11 protein-coding genes are annotated in these 15815 nt (G+C 72.9%); 3 read left to right on the top strand and 8 right to left on the bottom strand.

Translation table 11 applies throughout. The annotated features are described in order from the left end of the window. Positions 1-6: 6 nt before the first annotated feature. The 8 genes from FHU37_RS18520 to FHU37_RS18485 form a co-directional block, all read right to left on the bottom strand. Complete coding sequence (locus FHU37_RS18520; protein WP_179815262.1) at positions 7-828, bottom strand: HAD family hydrolase; 822 nt, start codon at positions 826-828, stop codon at positions 7-9. Next, positions 825-3569, bottom strand: a complete 2745-nt coding sequence (locus tag FHU37_RS18515) for a phosphoribosyltransferase (RefSeq protein ID WP_179815261.1) — start codon at positions 3567-3569, stop codon at positions 825-827. Before FHU37_RS18515 ends, FHU37_RS18520 begins: the two co-directional genes overlap by 4 nt. 159 nt (positions 3570-3728) lie before the next feature. After that, complete coding sequence (locus FHU37_RS18510; protein WP_179815260.1) at positions 3729-4910, bottom strand: HpcH/HpaI aldolase/citrate lyase family protein; 1182 nt, start codon at positions 4908-4910, stop codon at positions 3729-3731. A gap of 398 nt (positions 4911-5308) precedes the next feature. Beyond that, the gene (locus FHU37_RS18505; RefSeq protein ID WP_246449983.1) at positions 5309-6031 is read right to left on the bottom strand and encodes a Tellurium resistance; all 723 of its coding nucleotides are present in this window, start codon (positions 6029-6031) and stop codon (positions 5309-5311) included. Between the two features lie 256 nt (positions 6032-6287). Then, positions 6288-7385 carry a DUF475 domain-containing protein gene (locus FHU37_RS18500; protein ID WP_179815259.1) on the bottom strand — a complete coding sequence of 366 codons (1098 nt, stop codon included), beginning with the start codon at positions 7383-7385 and terminating at the stop codon, positions 6288-6290. Between the two features lie 124 nt (positions 7386-7509). Next, positions 7510-8085: a TerD family protein gene (locus tag FHU37_RS18495; protein ID WP_179815258.1), complete on the bottom strand. Its 576-nt coding sequence runs from the start codon at positions 8083-8085 to the stop codon at positions 7510-7512. Between the two features lie 181 nt (positions 8086-8266). Further along, positions 8267-8842, bottom strand: a complete 576-nt coding sequence (locus tag FHU37_RS18490; protein ID WP_179815257.1) for a TerD family protein — start codon at positions 8840-8842, stop codon at positions 8267-8269. 302 nt (positions 8843-9144) lie between these two features. After that, complete coding sequence (locus tag FHU37_RS18485; RefSeq protein ID WP_179815256.1) at positions 9145-9585, bottom strand: DUF3052 domain-containing protein; 441 nt, start codon at positions 9583-9585, stop codon at positions 9145-9147. 820 nt (positions 9586-10405) lie between these two features. Between FHU37_RS18485 and aceE the strand changes: the two genes are divergently transcribed. The 3 genes from aceE (at position 10406) to FHU37_RS18470 (ending at position 15792) form a co-directional block, all read left to right on the top strand. Then, a complete protein-coding gene (gene aceE, locus FHU37_RS18480; protein WP_179815255.1) occupies positions 10406-13153 on the top strand; it encodes a pyruvate dehydrogenase (acetyl-transferring), homodimeric type in 2748 nt (915 codons plus the stop codon). Positions 13154-13362: 209 nt separating this feature from the next. Then, complete coding sequence (locus FHU37_RS18475) at positions 13363-14181, top strand: serine hydrolase domain-containing protein (protein ID WP_179815254.1); 819 nt, start codon at positions 13363-13365, stop codon at positions 14179-14181. 489 nt (positions 14182-14670) lie between these two features. Next, on the top strand, positions 14671-15792 hold the full coding sequence (locus FHU37_RS18470) for a PucR family transcriptional regulator (RefSeq protein ID WP_246451028.1): 1122 nt from the start codon (positions 14671-14673) through the stop codon (positions 15790-15792). The last annotated feature ends 23 nt before the right edge of the window (positions 15793-15815 follow it).

Here is a 15815-nt window from a genome sequence, read left to right as displayed (position 1 = left end):
CGGCCCTCAGTCCACCACCGCCCCCGCCTCCGCGCACATCCGGCGGAGGATCTCCTCGCCGGCGGCCGCTCCGCGCTCGGTCAGCGGGACCACGCCCGCGGCCGTCCAGCCGGCGTCGGCCAGCTCGCCGTGCCCGGGCATCCAGGCGAGGTCGGCGGCGCTGAGCAGTTCGGCGTCCAGCAGGGAGTCGCCGGCGGCGAGGGTCCGGGTGGCGCCGCTGCGCACCGCCACCTCCTCCAGGGCGGCCCGCTTGGTCAGCGGCCCCGGCACCAGGTACACCTTCCGTCCCTGGAGCGACACCCGCCACCCGCGCTCCGCCGCCCAGCCGGTCAGCTCGGCGACCCAGCCCGCCGGCAGCAGGTCGCGCCGCACCACCAGGTAGGCGAAGAGCTCCTCCGCCACCCTGTGCTTGAGCGTCCACTCGGGGTGGGCTGCCTCCGCCAGGTGGTCGACGATCTCCGCGAGCGGCGCGCAGCCCTCCACCAGCCGTTTGCGCACCAGCTGCGACCAGTCCTCGTCCACCACTCCGTCGACCAGCAGCCGGCCGCCGTTGGTGGTCACCGCGAACGGCGCCACCTCGGCCGCACCGGGCAGGTGGATGCGGCGGTACTGCTCCTCCGTGCGCGTGGTCACCGGGACGAACACGGCGGCCTCGGCGAGGCGGGCGAGCAGGTGGGCCGCCCGCTCGGTGAGGAAGCTGAGCGGTTTGCCCTCGTAGACCTCCACGCACAGCAGCCGGGGTGCCGCCGCGTCCGGCGGCGCCAGTTCCAGGGCGGCCGGGGAGTAGATGAGGGTCCGGTCCAGGTCGCTGGCCACCAGCACGGTCATCGGCCCTCACCCCCGCCCGCGGCGCTGCCGGCGGTTCGCTGCGCCGGCACGGTGACGGCGGCGCCGGCGCGGCCGGTCCCGGCCACACCGACACCGGAACCCACACCGGCACCGGCACCGGCCCCCGCGGCGGTGCCGTCCGCGCCGACGGCGGCCCGGGTGAAGCGCGGGTGGATCAGTCCGACGCAGCTGTAGGGCAGGTCGTCGACCTCCACGACCGGCACGCCGCGCTGCTCGGCCAGCAGCCGCACGTGGGCCAGGTCGGCGGTGGCGTCGCGCCGGGCCAGGATGCGCCACGGCACCCGGCGCAGCAGCACCCGGGTGGTCTCCCCCACCCCGGGCTTGACCAGGTTGACGTCTCCGATGCCGTACTCGGCGCTGATCCGCTCCACGGCGTCCCAGCCGGCCCAGGTCGGGGTCCGGTCCGCCTTGGCGAGTTCCGGCCAGTCGGTGGCGACGGCGTCCGCGACCTCCGGGAAGCGGGCGCAGACGGTGTCCAGGAACTGCCCGGAGACGTCGGCCCCGGCGAGCTCGCGGTAGAACTTGGCGCCGTGGAACATGTCGGGTCCGATCAGGTCGGCCCGCAGCACGGTGCGCGAGACCAGTCCGGAGACGGTGGAGTTCAGGCAGGCGGAGGGGATCAGGAAGTCGTCGCGGGTGCCGAAGGTCTCCACGCAGCCGCCGGGGTCGGCGAGGACGGCCAGCGCGGGGTCGAAGCCGGCGGGGGTGCCCGGTGCGGCCAGGGCCTCGCGCAGTTCGCGGGTGATGGCGCCCTTGCCGGTCCAGCCGTCGACGAAGACGACGTCGGCGGGGTTGTGGTTGGCGGCCAGCCAGCGCAGCGCCACCTGGTCGATGCCGCGGCCGCGGACGATGGAGACCGCGTAGTGCGGCAGGTCCAGGCCGTGGGCGTAGGCGGCCCACCGGCGCATCAGGATGCCGACGGGGGTGCCGGCGCGGGCCAGGGAGGCGATCACGGCGCCGGGGCCCCGTTCGGCGAGCACGGTCTCGGTGACGACTCCGACGGCGTGCGCGATCCGCCGCGCGGAGTCGTCCAGGGCGGCGTGGAAGAGGGCCTGGTACTGCTCGCTGGGCTGGTACTCGACCGGGAGGGACTCGGCGTAGTGGGCGCCGCCGCTCTGGATGGCCTCCTCGCGTTCCTCGGTCGGGGCCTCCAGGCGGACCCCGGACAGGTCGGTGAGCAGCCAGCGGACGTCGGCGGCCGAGTAGGAGGAGAAGTCGGGGCCCTCCAGTGGTTCCGGCAGGCGCCCGGTGGCGCCCGCGGCGGTCCGCCGGCCGGTCGCGGCGGTCTCGGCGGTCGCGGTCGGCCGGTAGGCGGGGACGACGGCGTGCAGCAGGCGGTCGGTGACGGCGGCGAGCCGGGTCAGCAGGCCGCCGGGGGCGTGCAGGGCGGCGCTGTCGGCGACGTCGTCGGTGACCAGGACCACGGCGTCGAAGCGGCGGGTGGGGTCGGCGCCGGGTGCGACGTTGTAGGCGTAGCGGGTTCCGGCGGGCTCGTCCGGGCCGTCCGGCAGGTCGTGGGCGGGGAAGGTGAGCACGGTGCGCAGGGCGTAGCCGGGGTCGTCGACGGCGAGGGCCGGGGAGCGCGTGGTGGTGGAGAAGCGCACCTCGGGGGCGTGGCCGCGGGTGGTGACGCGGCCGGCTTCGGCCCAGTGCCGGCTCAGTGAGTCGGCCAGGCGCAGCGGGGCGTACATCAGTTCCTCGGTGCCGAGCACCAGGACGCGGTCGGGGGCCGGGGCGGAGCCGTCCTGGTCCAGCGCGGAGGCGATACGTTTCGCCATGCGTGGCAGGTGGCTCTCCAGCCGTTCCCGGTGGCGGGGGGTGAAGCCGTGGCGGCCGCCGTCGGGGAGTCGCTGGGGCCAGTCGAGGTCGATGCGCCGCACCGGGGCGGGCGTCTGGACGGGGGCGGAGGGGACGGTGGCCGCAGGGCGGTGGCGGCGGACCAGTTCGGCGCCGCGCTCCAGCGCGTCCTCGGGCAGCCGCACCGTGCCGGCGGCCAGGGACACCACGTCGAGGCGGGCGCCGAGGGCGGCGACGCGGTCGGCGAGGTGGGCGCGGTCGGTGTCGGTCCGCATGTCGACCAGGGCGGCGATGACGTAGCGGGTGCGGGGTGCGAGGGCGTGCAGCGCCTCGATGGTGTTCAGGCAGGTTCGGCCGGTGGACAGCTCGTCGTCGACGAGGACGAGGGGGCCGGTGCCGGCGAGGAGGGCGGGGTCCTCGGGAAGCAGCAGGTGGGAGGTGGCGTGGGAGTGCTCCTCCTCGAAGCCGCCGACGGGCCGCACCCCGGGGACGGCGCGCCGGGTGGAGTGCAGGTAGGCGGCGTCGCCGATGCCGTCGGCGACGGCGTGGCCGAGGGCGGTTGCGGTCTCGGCGAAGCCGAGGACGAGGGGGGCGGCGCCGTCGGCGCCCTCGCCGGCCGCGGCCCGGAGGAGTTCGGCGGTCCGGCGGCCGAGTTCGCGGCCGGCGCCGAGCACCACGGCCGGGTCCTGGGGGACGTGCTTGCCGAGGACGGTGGAGACGAGCAGGTGGGCGCGGCGCGGGTTGTCGCGTATCGCCAGGCCGACCAGTTCGCTGACGTCCGGGTCGCCTCCGTGCCGGTGGCCGCCCGTCCTGCCGGCGCCGGCCTGGTCGCCCGCCGTGCCGGGTCGGGCGGCACTGTGCAGGCGCAGGCCGAGATGGTCGGTGACCCAGGTTCCGGTCCAGGTGGGGGCCGGATGGTTCATGAAGGCTCCGTTGCTGCTCGGGTGCGGGGCGGTTCGGCTGGCGCAGGATACTCGGCGGGTCGCGGTGGGGGGGCGCGCGGGCCGGGGCGGGCGGGGCAGGGGCGGGTGGGGTGGGGGGGCGCGGTCCGGGGTCGGCGCCGGTGGGGGCGGCGGGTCGGCTCACTCGCCGGTGAGGCAGGCGGAGAGGAGTTCGGCGAAGGTGATCTCGGGCCGGGCGACGCCGAAGACCTCGGCGCGGCGGATGATGCCCTCGGCCCAGGCGCGGTGCGGCTTCACCTCGTTCATCTTGTTGGTGTAGGTGGAGCGCAGCACCCCGCCGCCGGAGTTGCGGCCGTCCAGGATGTCCACGGCGTCGCTCCACTCCTCGTGGGTGACGACGGACAGGGCGTGCACGGGGGCGACGTGGCTGGGGTGGATGCAGGTCTTGCCGAGCAGGCCGTTGGCGCGGTCGAGTTCGATCTCGCGTATCAGTCCGTCGATGTCCTTGTCGATCAGCCGCTGGCGCAGCCGCAGCGACGCGCCGTCGGCCTGTTCGAAGGGGGTGCGCCGCAGCTGCGGCTTGAACATGCGTTCCTGCACCGGGAAGTACTCCCAGACGGGCCCGGTGACGGTGTAGCCGGTGCCGTCGGCCCGGCCGAAGACGTTGACCACGTCGCCGATGACGGAGGCGACGGGCTGGATGTCGTAGGCGGTGAGGTCGGGGGCGCGGCGCAGGCCGTAGGCGGAGCAGAAGTCGGTGACGCCGAGGCGGACGGCGAGGACGCGCTCGCGGTACTTCTCCAGCAGCCCGGCGATCGCGGTCAGTTCCTGGCGGCGGGTCTCCAGGTGGATGAGGCTGGGTGACTCCAGGACGGGCATGGCGAACATCCGCAGGCCGGCGGCGTACTCGGCGTCGGCGACGGCTTCGAGGAAGGCGCCGCCGGTGCTCTCGGTGAACTTCGGCAGGACGAACCCGGAGATGCGGCGGGCGGCCGGGCCGAGCCGGGCGACCAGGTCGCCGATCTGTTCGGGGGTGCGGACCCGGACGAAGAGCAGGGGGGCGGCGGCGCCGTCCCCGCCGCGCTCGACCAGGGCGGTGACCTCGCGGACCAGGTTGGCCTCGCCGGCCGGGACGTCGCTGTCGTCGATGGCGTCCTCGAGGCACAGCACCATGGAGACGACTCCGTGGGCGGCCCGGCGGGTGACGAGGTCGGCCAGGTCGCCGCGGGTGGCGGGGCAGTAGAGGGTGGCGCCGAGGGCGACGGCGAGGACGGCGGCGTCGCTGTCGCGGTCGAACTCGCCCGGCATCCGGTGGAAGAGCCGGTGACGGGCGGCGTCGTCCAGGTGCGGAAAGTGGCGCATGCGGCTCCCCGTGCTGCTATGCCGCGCCCTGCCGGTGTCCGGATAGCACGGTGCGCGCCGGGCGGTGACGCGCGTTCGGTGTCCCGGTGTGGCCGGTGTTGGCGTTCGGTGTCGGTTGGTTGTCGGAATGTTTCGTGTGGCGCTCCGGCGAGGGGCGCACACATCGACACACACCAGACAGATGATCTGATGAACCGACCGAAAAGGTTGGTTTCCCCGGCCCCGCGTGTCCGGTGGCGGAGACCACCGTAGGCGATTTCCGGTCGCGTCGACGCGTACAGGATATGGACGCACCATGACGCGTGTATGACGGGCGGGAGTCGTCCAGCGGCACGCGGACCGCGGCCGCCGCGCCCGCCCCGCGCGTCGGCGCCGGACCGCCGGACGCCGTCCGCGGCTCACTGGGCCGGCTTGACGCCCTCTCCCCAGGCCATCCCCCAGCCGTACAGCCGGTCCAACTCGCCCTGGAAGCCGTAGACGTACCGCATCTCCCGGCGCACCAGCAGCCGCCCGCCCCGGTTCTCCAGCAGCGCGACCGCCACCGAGCGGGCCTGCGGAGCCCGCTCCAGCAGGTCGATCTCCACCGGCAGGCCGCCCTGCCCGGCGGTCGGCCGGATCGTCACCTTGGCGTGCGCGCGGTCGAAGGCGGGGGTGCCGTCGTAGATGTAGACGAAGATCAGCATGCGCCGGATCTCGTCCTTCTTGTCCAGGTTGATGCTGAGCGTCTCCCCGGACGTCCCCCCGGCCTTCACGTCCCCGCTGAGCAGCACGTACGGCGGCTCCTCCAGGTTGCCGTAGAGCCCGCCGAGCGGCTGCACCACACCCCGGCTGCCGTCGGCCAGCTCCCACAGGCAGCCGAGGTCCAGGTCGATGTTGACCATGGCGCGTCCGGGCGCCTGGACCGGCTGCGGGCGGAACGGGCGCAATAACGAACCCCGCTCCCGGGTGAACATCTCCGGCTCGCGGGCCCGCCAGGTCAGCGACACCTCCAGGCGGCCGGAGTCGGACTCGGTGTCGGTCAGCGAGAACACCGGGCGCGCCCGGGTGAGCACCACCCGGCCACGGCCGTGGCCGTCGAACGTGGTCTGCGCGGTGCGACTGAGATAGTCCCGCAGGCTCATCTGGCCGTTCCCTCCGTGTCCCGCCAGCCCCGTGCACGCGCCCGGGCCGCCCACCGGGCTCCCCGCGAGGGGAGCCGGCGGACGGCCCGGGCAGGCACGCCGCAAGTGTCGTGCCCATCTGACCCGATCGACACACCGGCGCACGAGGGGCGCATCGAAGCCTGTCCGAAAAGGATCGGCGGGCGGGCGGACGCGGGTCCCGAAGGGCGTGCGGACGGCGCGCGGGGCGGCACGGGGCGGCACGGGGCGAGCGGGGTCAGACGGTGGCGGCGACCTTGTCCTCGGCGGCGCCCTCGCCGTCCCCGCCGCGGTGGCGGCGGTTGTAGACGATGGACGAGGCCAGCGCCAGCAGGATGAAGCCGACACCGATCAGACCGGTGACCACCTCGGGCACCTCGTACTCGATGGTGACCAGCAGCAGCACGGCCAGCGCGCCGATCGCCCAGTGCGCGCCGTGCTCCAGGTAGACGTACTCGTCCAGGGTGCCCTGGCGCACCAGGTACACCGTGATGGAACGGATGTACATGGCGCCGATGCCGAGGCCCAGCGCGATCTCGAAGATGTCGTTGGTGATGGCGAAGGCGCCCACCACACCGTCGAAGGAGAACGAGGCGTCCAGCACCTCCAGGTACATGAACAAGAAGAACGCGGCGCGGCCGGCGAGGCCCACCACGGCGGCGTTGCCGGACTTCTCCTGCTTCTCCTCCGCCTCCTGCTGCTCCTCGACCTGGCCCTCGAAGAAGTCGGACAGGCCGTTCACGGCGAGGTAGGTCACCAGACCCAGCACACCGGAGATCATCACCGTGCTGGCGGTCTCCTCGGTGGCGAAGGTGGTGCCGGCGATCACCAGGGCGACCATCGCCACCATGATCGGCATGCCCGCGATGCCGCCGATCCGCGCGGTGACCCGCTCGATCGGGGCCAGCCAGCGGTGCTCGCGGTCCTCGAAGATGAAGTTGAGGAAGATCATCATCAGGAACATGCCACCGAAGGCGGCGATCGCGGGATGCGCCTCCTCCATGGCGTGCTCGTACGCCGACGGGTCGTCCACGGCCAGGCGGACCGCCTCGATCGGGCCGAGCCCGGCGGTGATCGCCACGATCAGCACCGGGAAGACCAGCCGCATGCCGAAGACGGCGATGAGGATCCCGACGGTGAGGAACATCCTCTGCCAGAAGGGGTTCATCCGCTTCAGGATCGTGGCGTTGACCACGGCGTTGTCGAAGGAGAGCGAGATCTCCAGGACGGACAGGATCGCCACGGCGGCGAAGCCCTGCCAGCCCCACAGCAGGTAGGAGGCGATCAGGCCTATGGCGGTGATCGCGAACGACCAGCCGAATGTTCTCACAACCACGGGTTGCAGGTCCTAACGTGCGCGAGGAGCGGTGAGGGTTGGGCACGGTCGGGTCCGGACCGGCACGGAGGAGCGGGATGGTGCGGGCGGGGACGAGTGCGGGCCACCCGCGGGGCGGGCGGCCTCAGTCGACGTCCACGCCGAAGTCGAGAGCGATCCCGCGCAGGCCCGAGGCGTAGCCCTGGCCCACCGCGCGGAACTTCCACTCGCCCTGGTAGCGGTAGAGTTCCCCGAAGATCATCGCCGTCTCGGTGGAGGCGTCCTCGGTGAGGTCGTAACGGGCCAGCTCCACGCCGTCATCCTGGTTCACCACCCTGATGAAGGCGTTCCGCACCTGGCCGAAGCTCTGTGCGCGGGCCTCGGCCTCGTGGATGGAGACCGGGAAGACGATCTTGTCCACCTCCGCCGGCACCAGGGTGAGGTCGACCACCAGCGACTCGTCGTCGCCGTCGCCCTCGCCGGTGCGGTTGTCCCCGGTGTGCTCGACCGACCCGTCGGGACTGGTCAGGTTGTTGTAGAAGACGAAGTGGGCGTCACTGAGGACCCGCCCCGCCCGGCACAGCAGCGCGCTGGCGTCCAGGTCGAACGGGGCCCCGGTGGTGGAGCGGGCGTCCCAGCCGAGCCCGACGTGCACCCTGGTCAGGTTGGGCGCGACCTTGGACAGCGAGACGTTGCCGCCCTTGGCGAGCGTGATCCCCATGCGAAGCCTCCCCTGCTTCGTCCGTTCGCTTCGACAACCAGTGGCCGGCCCGCGACGCACGCGGCCCGGCCCCTGCGACTGTACCGGGGCCGGGCCGTGGCGCACCCGGGTTGGACCAGGTGCGATGCACCACGCGGAGGGCGCGTGCGCGCCGTTCCACGCCGGGTGCGAACGCCGTCAATCAGACGTTGACGCCAAAGTCCTGGGCGATGCCGCGCAGGCCGGAGGCGTAGCCCTGGCCGATGGCGCGGAACTTCCACTCGGCGCCGTGCCGGTACAGCTCGCCGAAGATCATCGCCGTCTCGGTGGAGGCGTCCTCGGTGAGGTCGTAACGGGCCAGCTCGACGCCGTCGGCCTGGTTCATCACGCGGATGAACGCGTTCCGAACCTGGCCGAAGCTCTGCTGGCGGGCCTCGGCCTCGTAGATGGAGACCGGGAAGACCACCTTGGTGACCTCGGCCGGAACCGTCGCCAGGTTCACCTTGATCTGCTCGTCGTCACCCTCGCCCTCACCGGTGAGGTTGTCACCGGTGTGCTCGACGGAGCCGTCCGGGCTGGTCAGGTTGTTGAAGAAGATGAAGTGCTGGTCGGAGATGACCTTGCCGGACTCGCTGACCATGATCGCGCTGGCGTCCAGGTCGAAGTCGGTCCCGGTCGTGGTGCGCACGTCCCAGCCCAGACCGACGGTGACGGCGGTCAGGCCCGGCGCCTCCTTGGTCAGCGAGACGTTGCCACCCTTGCTGAGGCTGACTCCCACGAGTCCTCCCGTTGCTCGCGAGGCGCCGACGGGCGGCACCCCTTGCGTTTTCGTGCTGACAGGCCAACGGCTCGATCGTAGTGGGAGGTTCCCCGGCCGCGGCGTGAGTGGATCCGGCCGGCGCCGCGCGCCCCGACGTCACCGGTGCCGCCGGCGGTGGCGGGGAGCGGCCGACGGTACCGGCCGGGCGGGACGGCCCACCGGCCGCGGGCGTGCCGAAGTGCCGGACGGGCGGACCCGTCCGGCACGTGACCGTGCCCGGAGATCGGTGGGCGTCACCGGCGCGCGCGGCGCGCCGAACGCTACTTCTTGCCCGCACGCACCGCCTTGGGTGCCACCAGACGGGTGGCGGACCAGTCCTTGACCACGCTCATGGTGCTGGTCTGGGCGAGTCCAGCCGTCCTCGCGGCCTCACCGATGTCACTTGGCTCGATGTGGCCCTCCCGCCCGGTCTTGGGGGTGAGCAGCCAGATGTCCCCACCCCGATCGAGCAGGGACGAGGCGTCGACCAGCGCATCGGTCAGATCGCCGTCGTCCTCACGGAACCAGAGCAGGACGGCGTCGGCTTCGTCGTCGTAGTCCTCGTCGACGAGGTCGGAGCCGGTGAGGTCCTCGATGCCCTCACGCAGCGCCTCGTCGCAGTCGTCGTCGTAGCCGAGCTCCTGGACCACCTGTCCGGGCTGGAGGCCCAACCGGGTCGCCGGGTTGGACTTCTCCTCCGCGTGGTCCGCGGTCGCGCTCACGGAATGACCTCCCATGTTCTGCCCCAACCTCGGTGTGGGGCTGTGGCCGTAGTCCACACGTGCCGGGCCGATCACGCAAGTACCCGCAGGGTGAGCCGGACGAATGGCCGTCCCGCGGCGGCGCGGCGGCGCGGCCGGGGCCGGCCGCCCGGCTCCGGACGTGTCGCTCATCACCACAGCTCAGGGGGGAAGATGGTGGTGTGCTCCGTTATGTCCGCCCGATTCGTCCGATCTGGTGTGCCTCGACCACCCCAGGAGCCCCAGGAAATCAGCCGTGGGTGAACAGGCCCCGTATCCCACTCTCCCCCGCACGCGCGACAATGCGCGTGGATGTTCGAACTCCCGAGCGTCCAGGCCGCGGAACGCCGGCGTCCGCACGCATGTGGGATGCGCGCGAGATCTGCGACACAACTGAATTCCCCGACCTTCCCCTCCCCGCCGCCCGACGACCCCCGCCACGGCGGGGAGATCGGCCGGGCGGCGGGGCCGGCGGCACGCCGGGACGGCCGACGGGCCCGGCGCCCGTGGGCCCTCCACGGTGTGCGGCCTCTCCTGCGCGGCGTACAGTTTTCGCAGGTGGAACCGCACGGCCCGCCGGCCGGAACCGTCCGGGGACAAGGACCGCCTCCCGTCGCGGAGCACCACCTGTCACAGGCGCCGACAGGGAGCGCTCCAGCCCGAGCCACCCCGCCCAGCACCACCACAGGGCGGCCCTCGAGCCGAGCTCGACTACCCCCCGGTAGGGATGACGGACCCGCCGGGCGCGGTACACGATGAAGGCGGCGCGAAACAACCAGTCACACCGACAGTGAGGAACAGCGTGGCTTCCGGACGAGAGCGCATCTCGATCATCAGTGACGGCCTGCCCAGCCAGCTCCCGGACATCGACCAGGACGAGACCCGCGAGTGGCTGGAGTCGCTGGACGCCGTCGTCAACGAGCGGGGCCAGGAACGCGCCCGCTACCTCATGCTGCGACTGCTGGAGCGCGCGCGCGAGCAGAAGGTAGGCGTACCCGGCCTGCGCAGCACCGACTACATCAACACCATCCCCACCGAGAAGGAACCGTTCTTCCCGGGCAACGAGGAGATCGAGCGCAAGATCCTCGCCGCCACCCGGTGGAACGCCGCGGTGATGGTCTCCCGCGCGCAGCGCCCGGGCATCGGCGTCGGCGGCCACATCGCCACCTTCGCCTCCTCCGCGAGCCTGTACGACGTCGGCTTCAACTACTTCTTCCGGGGCAAGGACCGCGACGGCTCCGGCGACCAGATCTTCTTCCAGGGCCACGCCTCGCCCGGCATCTACGCCCGCGCCTTCCTCCTCGACCGCCTCACCGAGGACCAGCTCGACGCGTTCCGCCAGGAGAAGTCCAAGGCCCCCAACGGCCTGTCCAGCTACCCGCACCCGCGGCTGATGCCGGACTTCTGGGAGTTCCCCACCGTCTCCATGGGCCTCGGCCCGCTCGGTGCCATCTACCAGGCCCGGTTCAACCGCTACCTGGAGCACCGCGGCATCAAGGACACCTCCAACTCGCACGTGTACGCCTTCCTCGGCGACGGCGAGATGGACGAGCCGGAGTCCCTGGGCAACATCGGCCTGGCCGCGCGCGAGGGTCTGGACAACCTGACCTTCGTGATCAACTGCAACCTGCAGCGCCTGGACGGCCCGGTCCGCGGCAACGGCAAGATCATCCAGGAGCTGGAGTCGTACTTCCGCGGCGCCGGCTGGAACGTGATCAAGCTGGTCTGGGACCGCAACTGGGACCCGCTGCTGGCCCAGGACGTGGACGGCGTGCTGGTGAACAAGCTCAACAGCACCCCGGACGGCCAGTTCCAGACCTACGCCACCGAGACCGGCGCGTACATCCGCGAGCACTTCTTCGGTGACGACATGCGGCTGCGCAAGATGGTCGAGAACCTCACCGACGACCAGATCCTGCACCTCGGCCGCGGCGGCCACGACCACCGCAAGATCTACGCCGCGTTCAAGGCCGCCCGCGAGCACACCGGCCAGCCGACGGTGATCCTCGCCCAGACGGTCAAGGGCTGGACCCTCGGCCCGAACTTCGAGGGCCGCAACGCCACCCACCAGATGAAGAAGCTGACGGTGGAGGACCTCAAGCGCTTCCGCGACCGGCTGCACCTGCCGATCCCGGACAAGGACCTCGAAGGCGGCCTGCCCCCGTACTACCACCCGGGGCGGAACTCCGAGGAGATCCAGTACATGCACGACCGCCGGCGCCAGCTGGACGGCTACGTGCCCACCCGCCGGGTGAACCCGCGCAAGCTGGAACTGCCCGGGGACAAGGCCTACGCGGCGCTGAAGAAGGGCTCCGGCCAGCAGTCGATCGCCACCACCATGGCGTTCGTCCGGCTGCTGAAGGACCTCATGCGGGACAAGGAGATCGGCAAGCGCTTCGTGCCGATCGCCCCCGACGAGTACCGCACCTTCGGCATGGACTCGCTCTTCCCCTCCGCGAAGATCTACTCCCCGGTGGGCCAGACCTACGAGTCCGTCGACCGCGAGCTGCTGCTCGCCTACAAGGAGTCCCGCTCCGGCCAGATGCTGCACGACGGCATCAGCGAGGCCGGCTGCACCGCCTCCCTGATCGCCGCCGGCTCGTCCTACGCCACCCACGGCGAGCCGATGATCCCGATCTACGTCTTCTACTCGATGTTCGGGTTCCAGCGCACCGGCGACCAGTTCTGGCAGATGGCCGACCAGCTCTCCCGCGGCTTCGTGCTGGGCGCCACCGCCGGCCGCACCACGCTGACCGGTGAGGGCCTGCAGCACGCCGACGGCCACTCGCAGCTGCTGGCCTCCACCAACCCGGCCGTCGTCGCCTACGACCCGGCGTTCGGCTACGAGATCGCGCACATCGTCCAGGACGGTCTGCGGCGGATGTACGGCTCCTCGGCCGAGCACCCGCACGGCGAGGACGTCTTCTACTACCTCACCGTCTACAACGAGCCGATCAAGATGCCGGCCGAGCCGGAGGGCGTGGACGTCGAGGGCATCCTCAAGGGCCTGTACCGCTACCAGGCGGGCCAGGCCGGCGAGATCCCGGCGCAGATCCTCGCCTCGGGCGTGGCCGTGCCGTGGGCCGTCGAGGCGCAGCGGATCCTCGCCGAGGAGTGGAACGTCAAGGCCGACGTGTGGTCCGCCACCTCCTGGAACGAGCTGCGCCGGGACGCGGTGGAGGCCGAGCGGCACAACCTCCTGCACCCGGAGGAGCCGCAGCGCACCCCGTACGTCACCACCAAGCTGAACGACGCGCAGGGCCCGTTCGTGGCGGTGTCCGACTGGATGCGCGCGGTGCCGGACCAGATCTCCCGCTGGGTGCCGGGCCGCTGGCAGTCGCTGGGTGCCGACGGCTTCGGCTTCGCCGACACCCGTGGCGCCGCCCGCCGGTTCTTCCACATCGACGCCCAGTCGATCGTGCTGGCCGTGCTGACGGAGCTGGCCGCCGAGGGGAAGATCGACCGTTCCTCCCTGAAGGCCGCCATCGACCGCTACCAGCTGCTCGACGTCGCCTCCGCCGACCCGGGCGCCGCCGGCGGCGACGCCTGATCCCCGGCCGCCTGAGGCACCACAACTGAACACGCCCGAGGGCCCGACCCACCCGACCGCACCGGGTGGGCCGGGCCCTCGGCAAGTCGCGACCAAACCGGCGAACGAGCCGCCACCAAACCGGCGAGTGAGCCGGAGGGCCCCCGGCGCTTGGAGCGAGGAGGACCAGCGTGAAGGCCCGCAGGCGAACGAGCCCAGAAGGGAAAACCATGGAGAGCCTTCGACTGATCGACAGCTGGCCGGTCCCGCACGCCGCGACCGCCGTGGTGCGGGCCGACGGCGGCACGGCCGGCGTCCACGGCCCGGACCGGCACCGGTTCGCGCTCGCCTCGGTCACCAAGCCGCTGACGGCCTACGCCTGCCTGGTGGCGGTCGAGGAGGGCGCCATGGAGCTGGACGAGCCGGCCGGGCCACCCGGCGCGACCGTGCGCCACCTGCTGGCGCACACCGCCGGCTACGAGTTCTCCGGTGACCGACTGCTGGCCGCCCCAGGAACCCGCCGGATCTACTCCAACACCGGCTTCGAGGTGCTCGCCGCGCACCTGGAGAAGGCCAGCGGCATCCCCTTCGCCGACTACCTGCGCGAGGCGGTGCTGGAACCCCTGGGCATGGCCGCCACCACGCTGGACGGCTCCCCGGCCGCGGGCGCCACCTCGACCTGCGCCGACCTCGTCCGCTTCGCGGCCGAACTGCTCGCGCCCACGCTGCTGGCGCCCGAGACGGTGCGCGAGGCCACCTCCGTGGTCTTCCCCGGCCTCGACGGCGTCGTGCCCGGCTACGGCCACCACCGGCCGAACGACTGGGGCCTCGGCTTCGAGATCCGCGGCGCCAAGAGCCCGCACTGGACCGGCGCGCACTCCTCGCCGCGCACATTCGGCCACTTCGGCCAGGCCGGCACCTTCCTGTGGGTGGATCCGGACGCCGGCGCGGCCTGCGTCCTGCTGACCGACCGGCCCTTCGGCGCGTGGTGCCAGCCGCTGTGGCCGGCGTTCACCGACGCCGTGCTGGCCGAGCTGGCCGGCGGCTGAGCGGCGCCGCAGCCACCACCGAGCCGTTCGGCCGGGCCCGCCCGAGGCCGCGGCCAGCCGGCGTCCAGCGACGCCCGAGCGTGCCCCGGCCCGGGCCGGGCCGGGGCACGTACGCCCAGGCCGCGGGCCCCTCCGGCGCCGCGACCGGCCGGCGGACCGCACCGCTGTCAAGGGGCTCGGCGCCCGCCCGGCGGCCGAGCCAACCGTCCAGTACCGACAACCGAATGCGGATCATGGCCCGGGACAGGGCATGCTGGACAGGTGCCTGCCCCGACCCATTCAGACCAACGGGCGGCCGGCGGGGAGCCCAACGGCGCCCCCACCCCGGCCGAGCCCGCCAACGCCACCGCGACCAGCCGTTCCACCGCGGGCGGCCCGAAGCCACCCACCGCGCCCAAGCCGGCGGGCCCCGCCCACCGCGGCGCCGTCCGTCCCCCCGGCCCGCCGGCCCCGCCGCGCGCCAAGGACCACGAGGGGGCCGTCCGCCGGTTGGAGAAGGCCTCCAGCCGGCTCGCCACCGCGGCCATCTCGCGGATGGACGACACCCTCGCCTGGTACCGCGCCATGCCCCCGGAGCACCGCTCCTGGATCGGGCTGGTGGCCCAGGCGGGCATCGCCGCCTTCATCGAGTGGTTCCGCCGGCCCGACCACGCCCAGGCGGTCTCCACCGACGTCTTCGGCACCGCGCCCCGCGAGCTGACCCGGGCCGTGACCCTGCGGCAGACCGTGGAACTGGTGCGGGCCACCATCGAGGTCGTCGAGAACGCCATCGAGGAGGTCGCCGGCCCCGGCGACGAGGCGGTGCTCCGCGAGGCCGTCCTGGTCTACGCCCGGGAGATCGCCTTCGCCACCGCCCGGGTCTACGCCCAGGCCGCGGAGGCCCGCGGCGCCTGGGACGCCCGGCTGGAGGCCCTGGTGGTGCACGCGGTCGTCGGCGGCGACGCCGACGAGTCGATGCTCTCCCGGGCCGCCGCGCTGGGCTGGCGCTCCCCCGGATCGGTCGCTGTGCTGGTCGGCAACGCCCCCGACGGCGACAGCGAACTCGTGGTGGACTCCATCCGCCGCGCCGCCCGGCACGCCCGGCTGCACGCCCTGACCGGCGTGCTCGGCGAACGCCTGGTCGTGGTGCTCGGCGGCGCCGACGACCCGCTGCACGCCGCCAAGGCGCTGATCGGCCAGTTCGCCGCCGGCCCGGTCGTGGTCGGACCGGCCGTGCCCGGCCTGCTGGAGGCCACCTCCTCCGCGCAGGCGGCGCTGGCCGGGCTGCGGGCCTGCCCCGCCTGGCCGGACGCCCCGCGCCCGGTCAGCGCCGACGACCTGCTGCCCGAACGCGCCCTGGCCGGTGACGAGATGGCGCGGCGTCAGTTGGTGGAGGACCTCTACAGCCCGCTCAAGGAGGCCGGCTCGGCGCTGCTCGACACCCTCTCGGTCTACCTGGAGCAGGCGGCCTCCCTGGAGGGAGCCGCCCGGATGCTGTTCGTGCACCCCAACACCGTCCGGTACCGCCTGCGCCGAGTGACCGACGTCACGGGCTACACGCCCACCGAGGCCCGCTCCGCGTTCACCCTGCGACTGGCCCTGGCGCTCGGCCGGTTGTCCCAGGAGCCGTAGGGTGTGGGCAACGGCGTCCGCCA

It is taken from the genome of Allostreptomyces psammosilenae (assembly GCF_013407765.1).
GTDB classification, from domain to species: Bacteria; Actinomycetota; Actinomycetes; order Streptomycetales; family Streptomycetaceae; genus Allostreptomyces; species Allostreptomyces psammosilenae.
The sequence above is the reverse complement of the archived record's forward strand: the minus strand, read 5'-3'. Positions and strand labels throughout refer to the sequence as shown.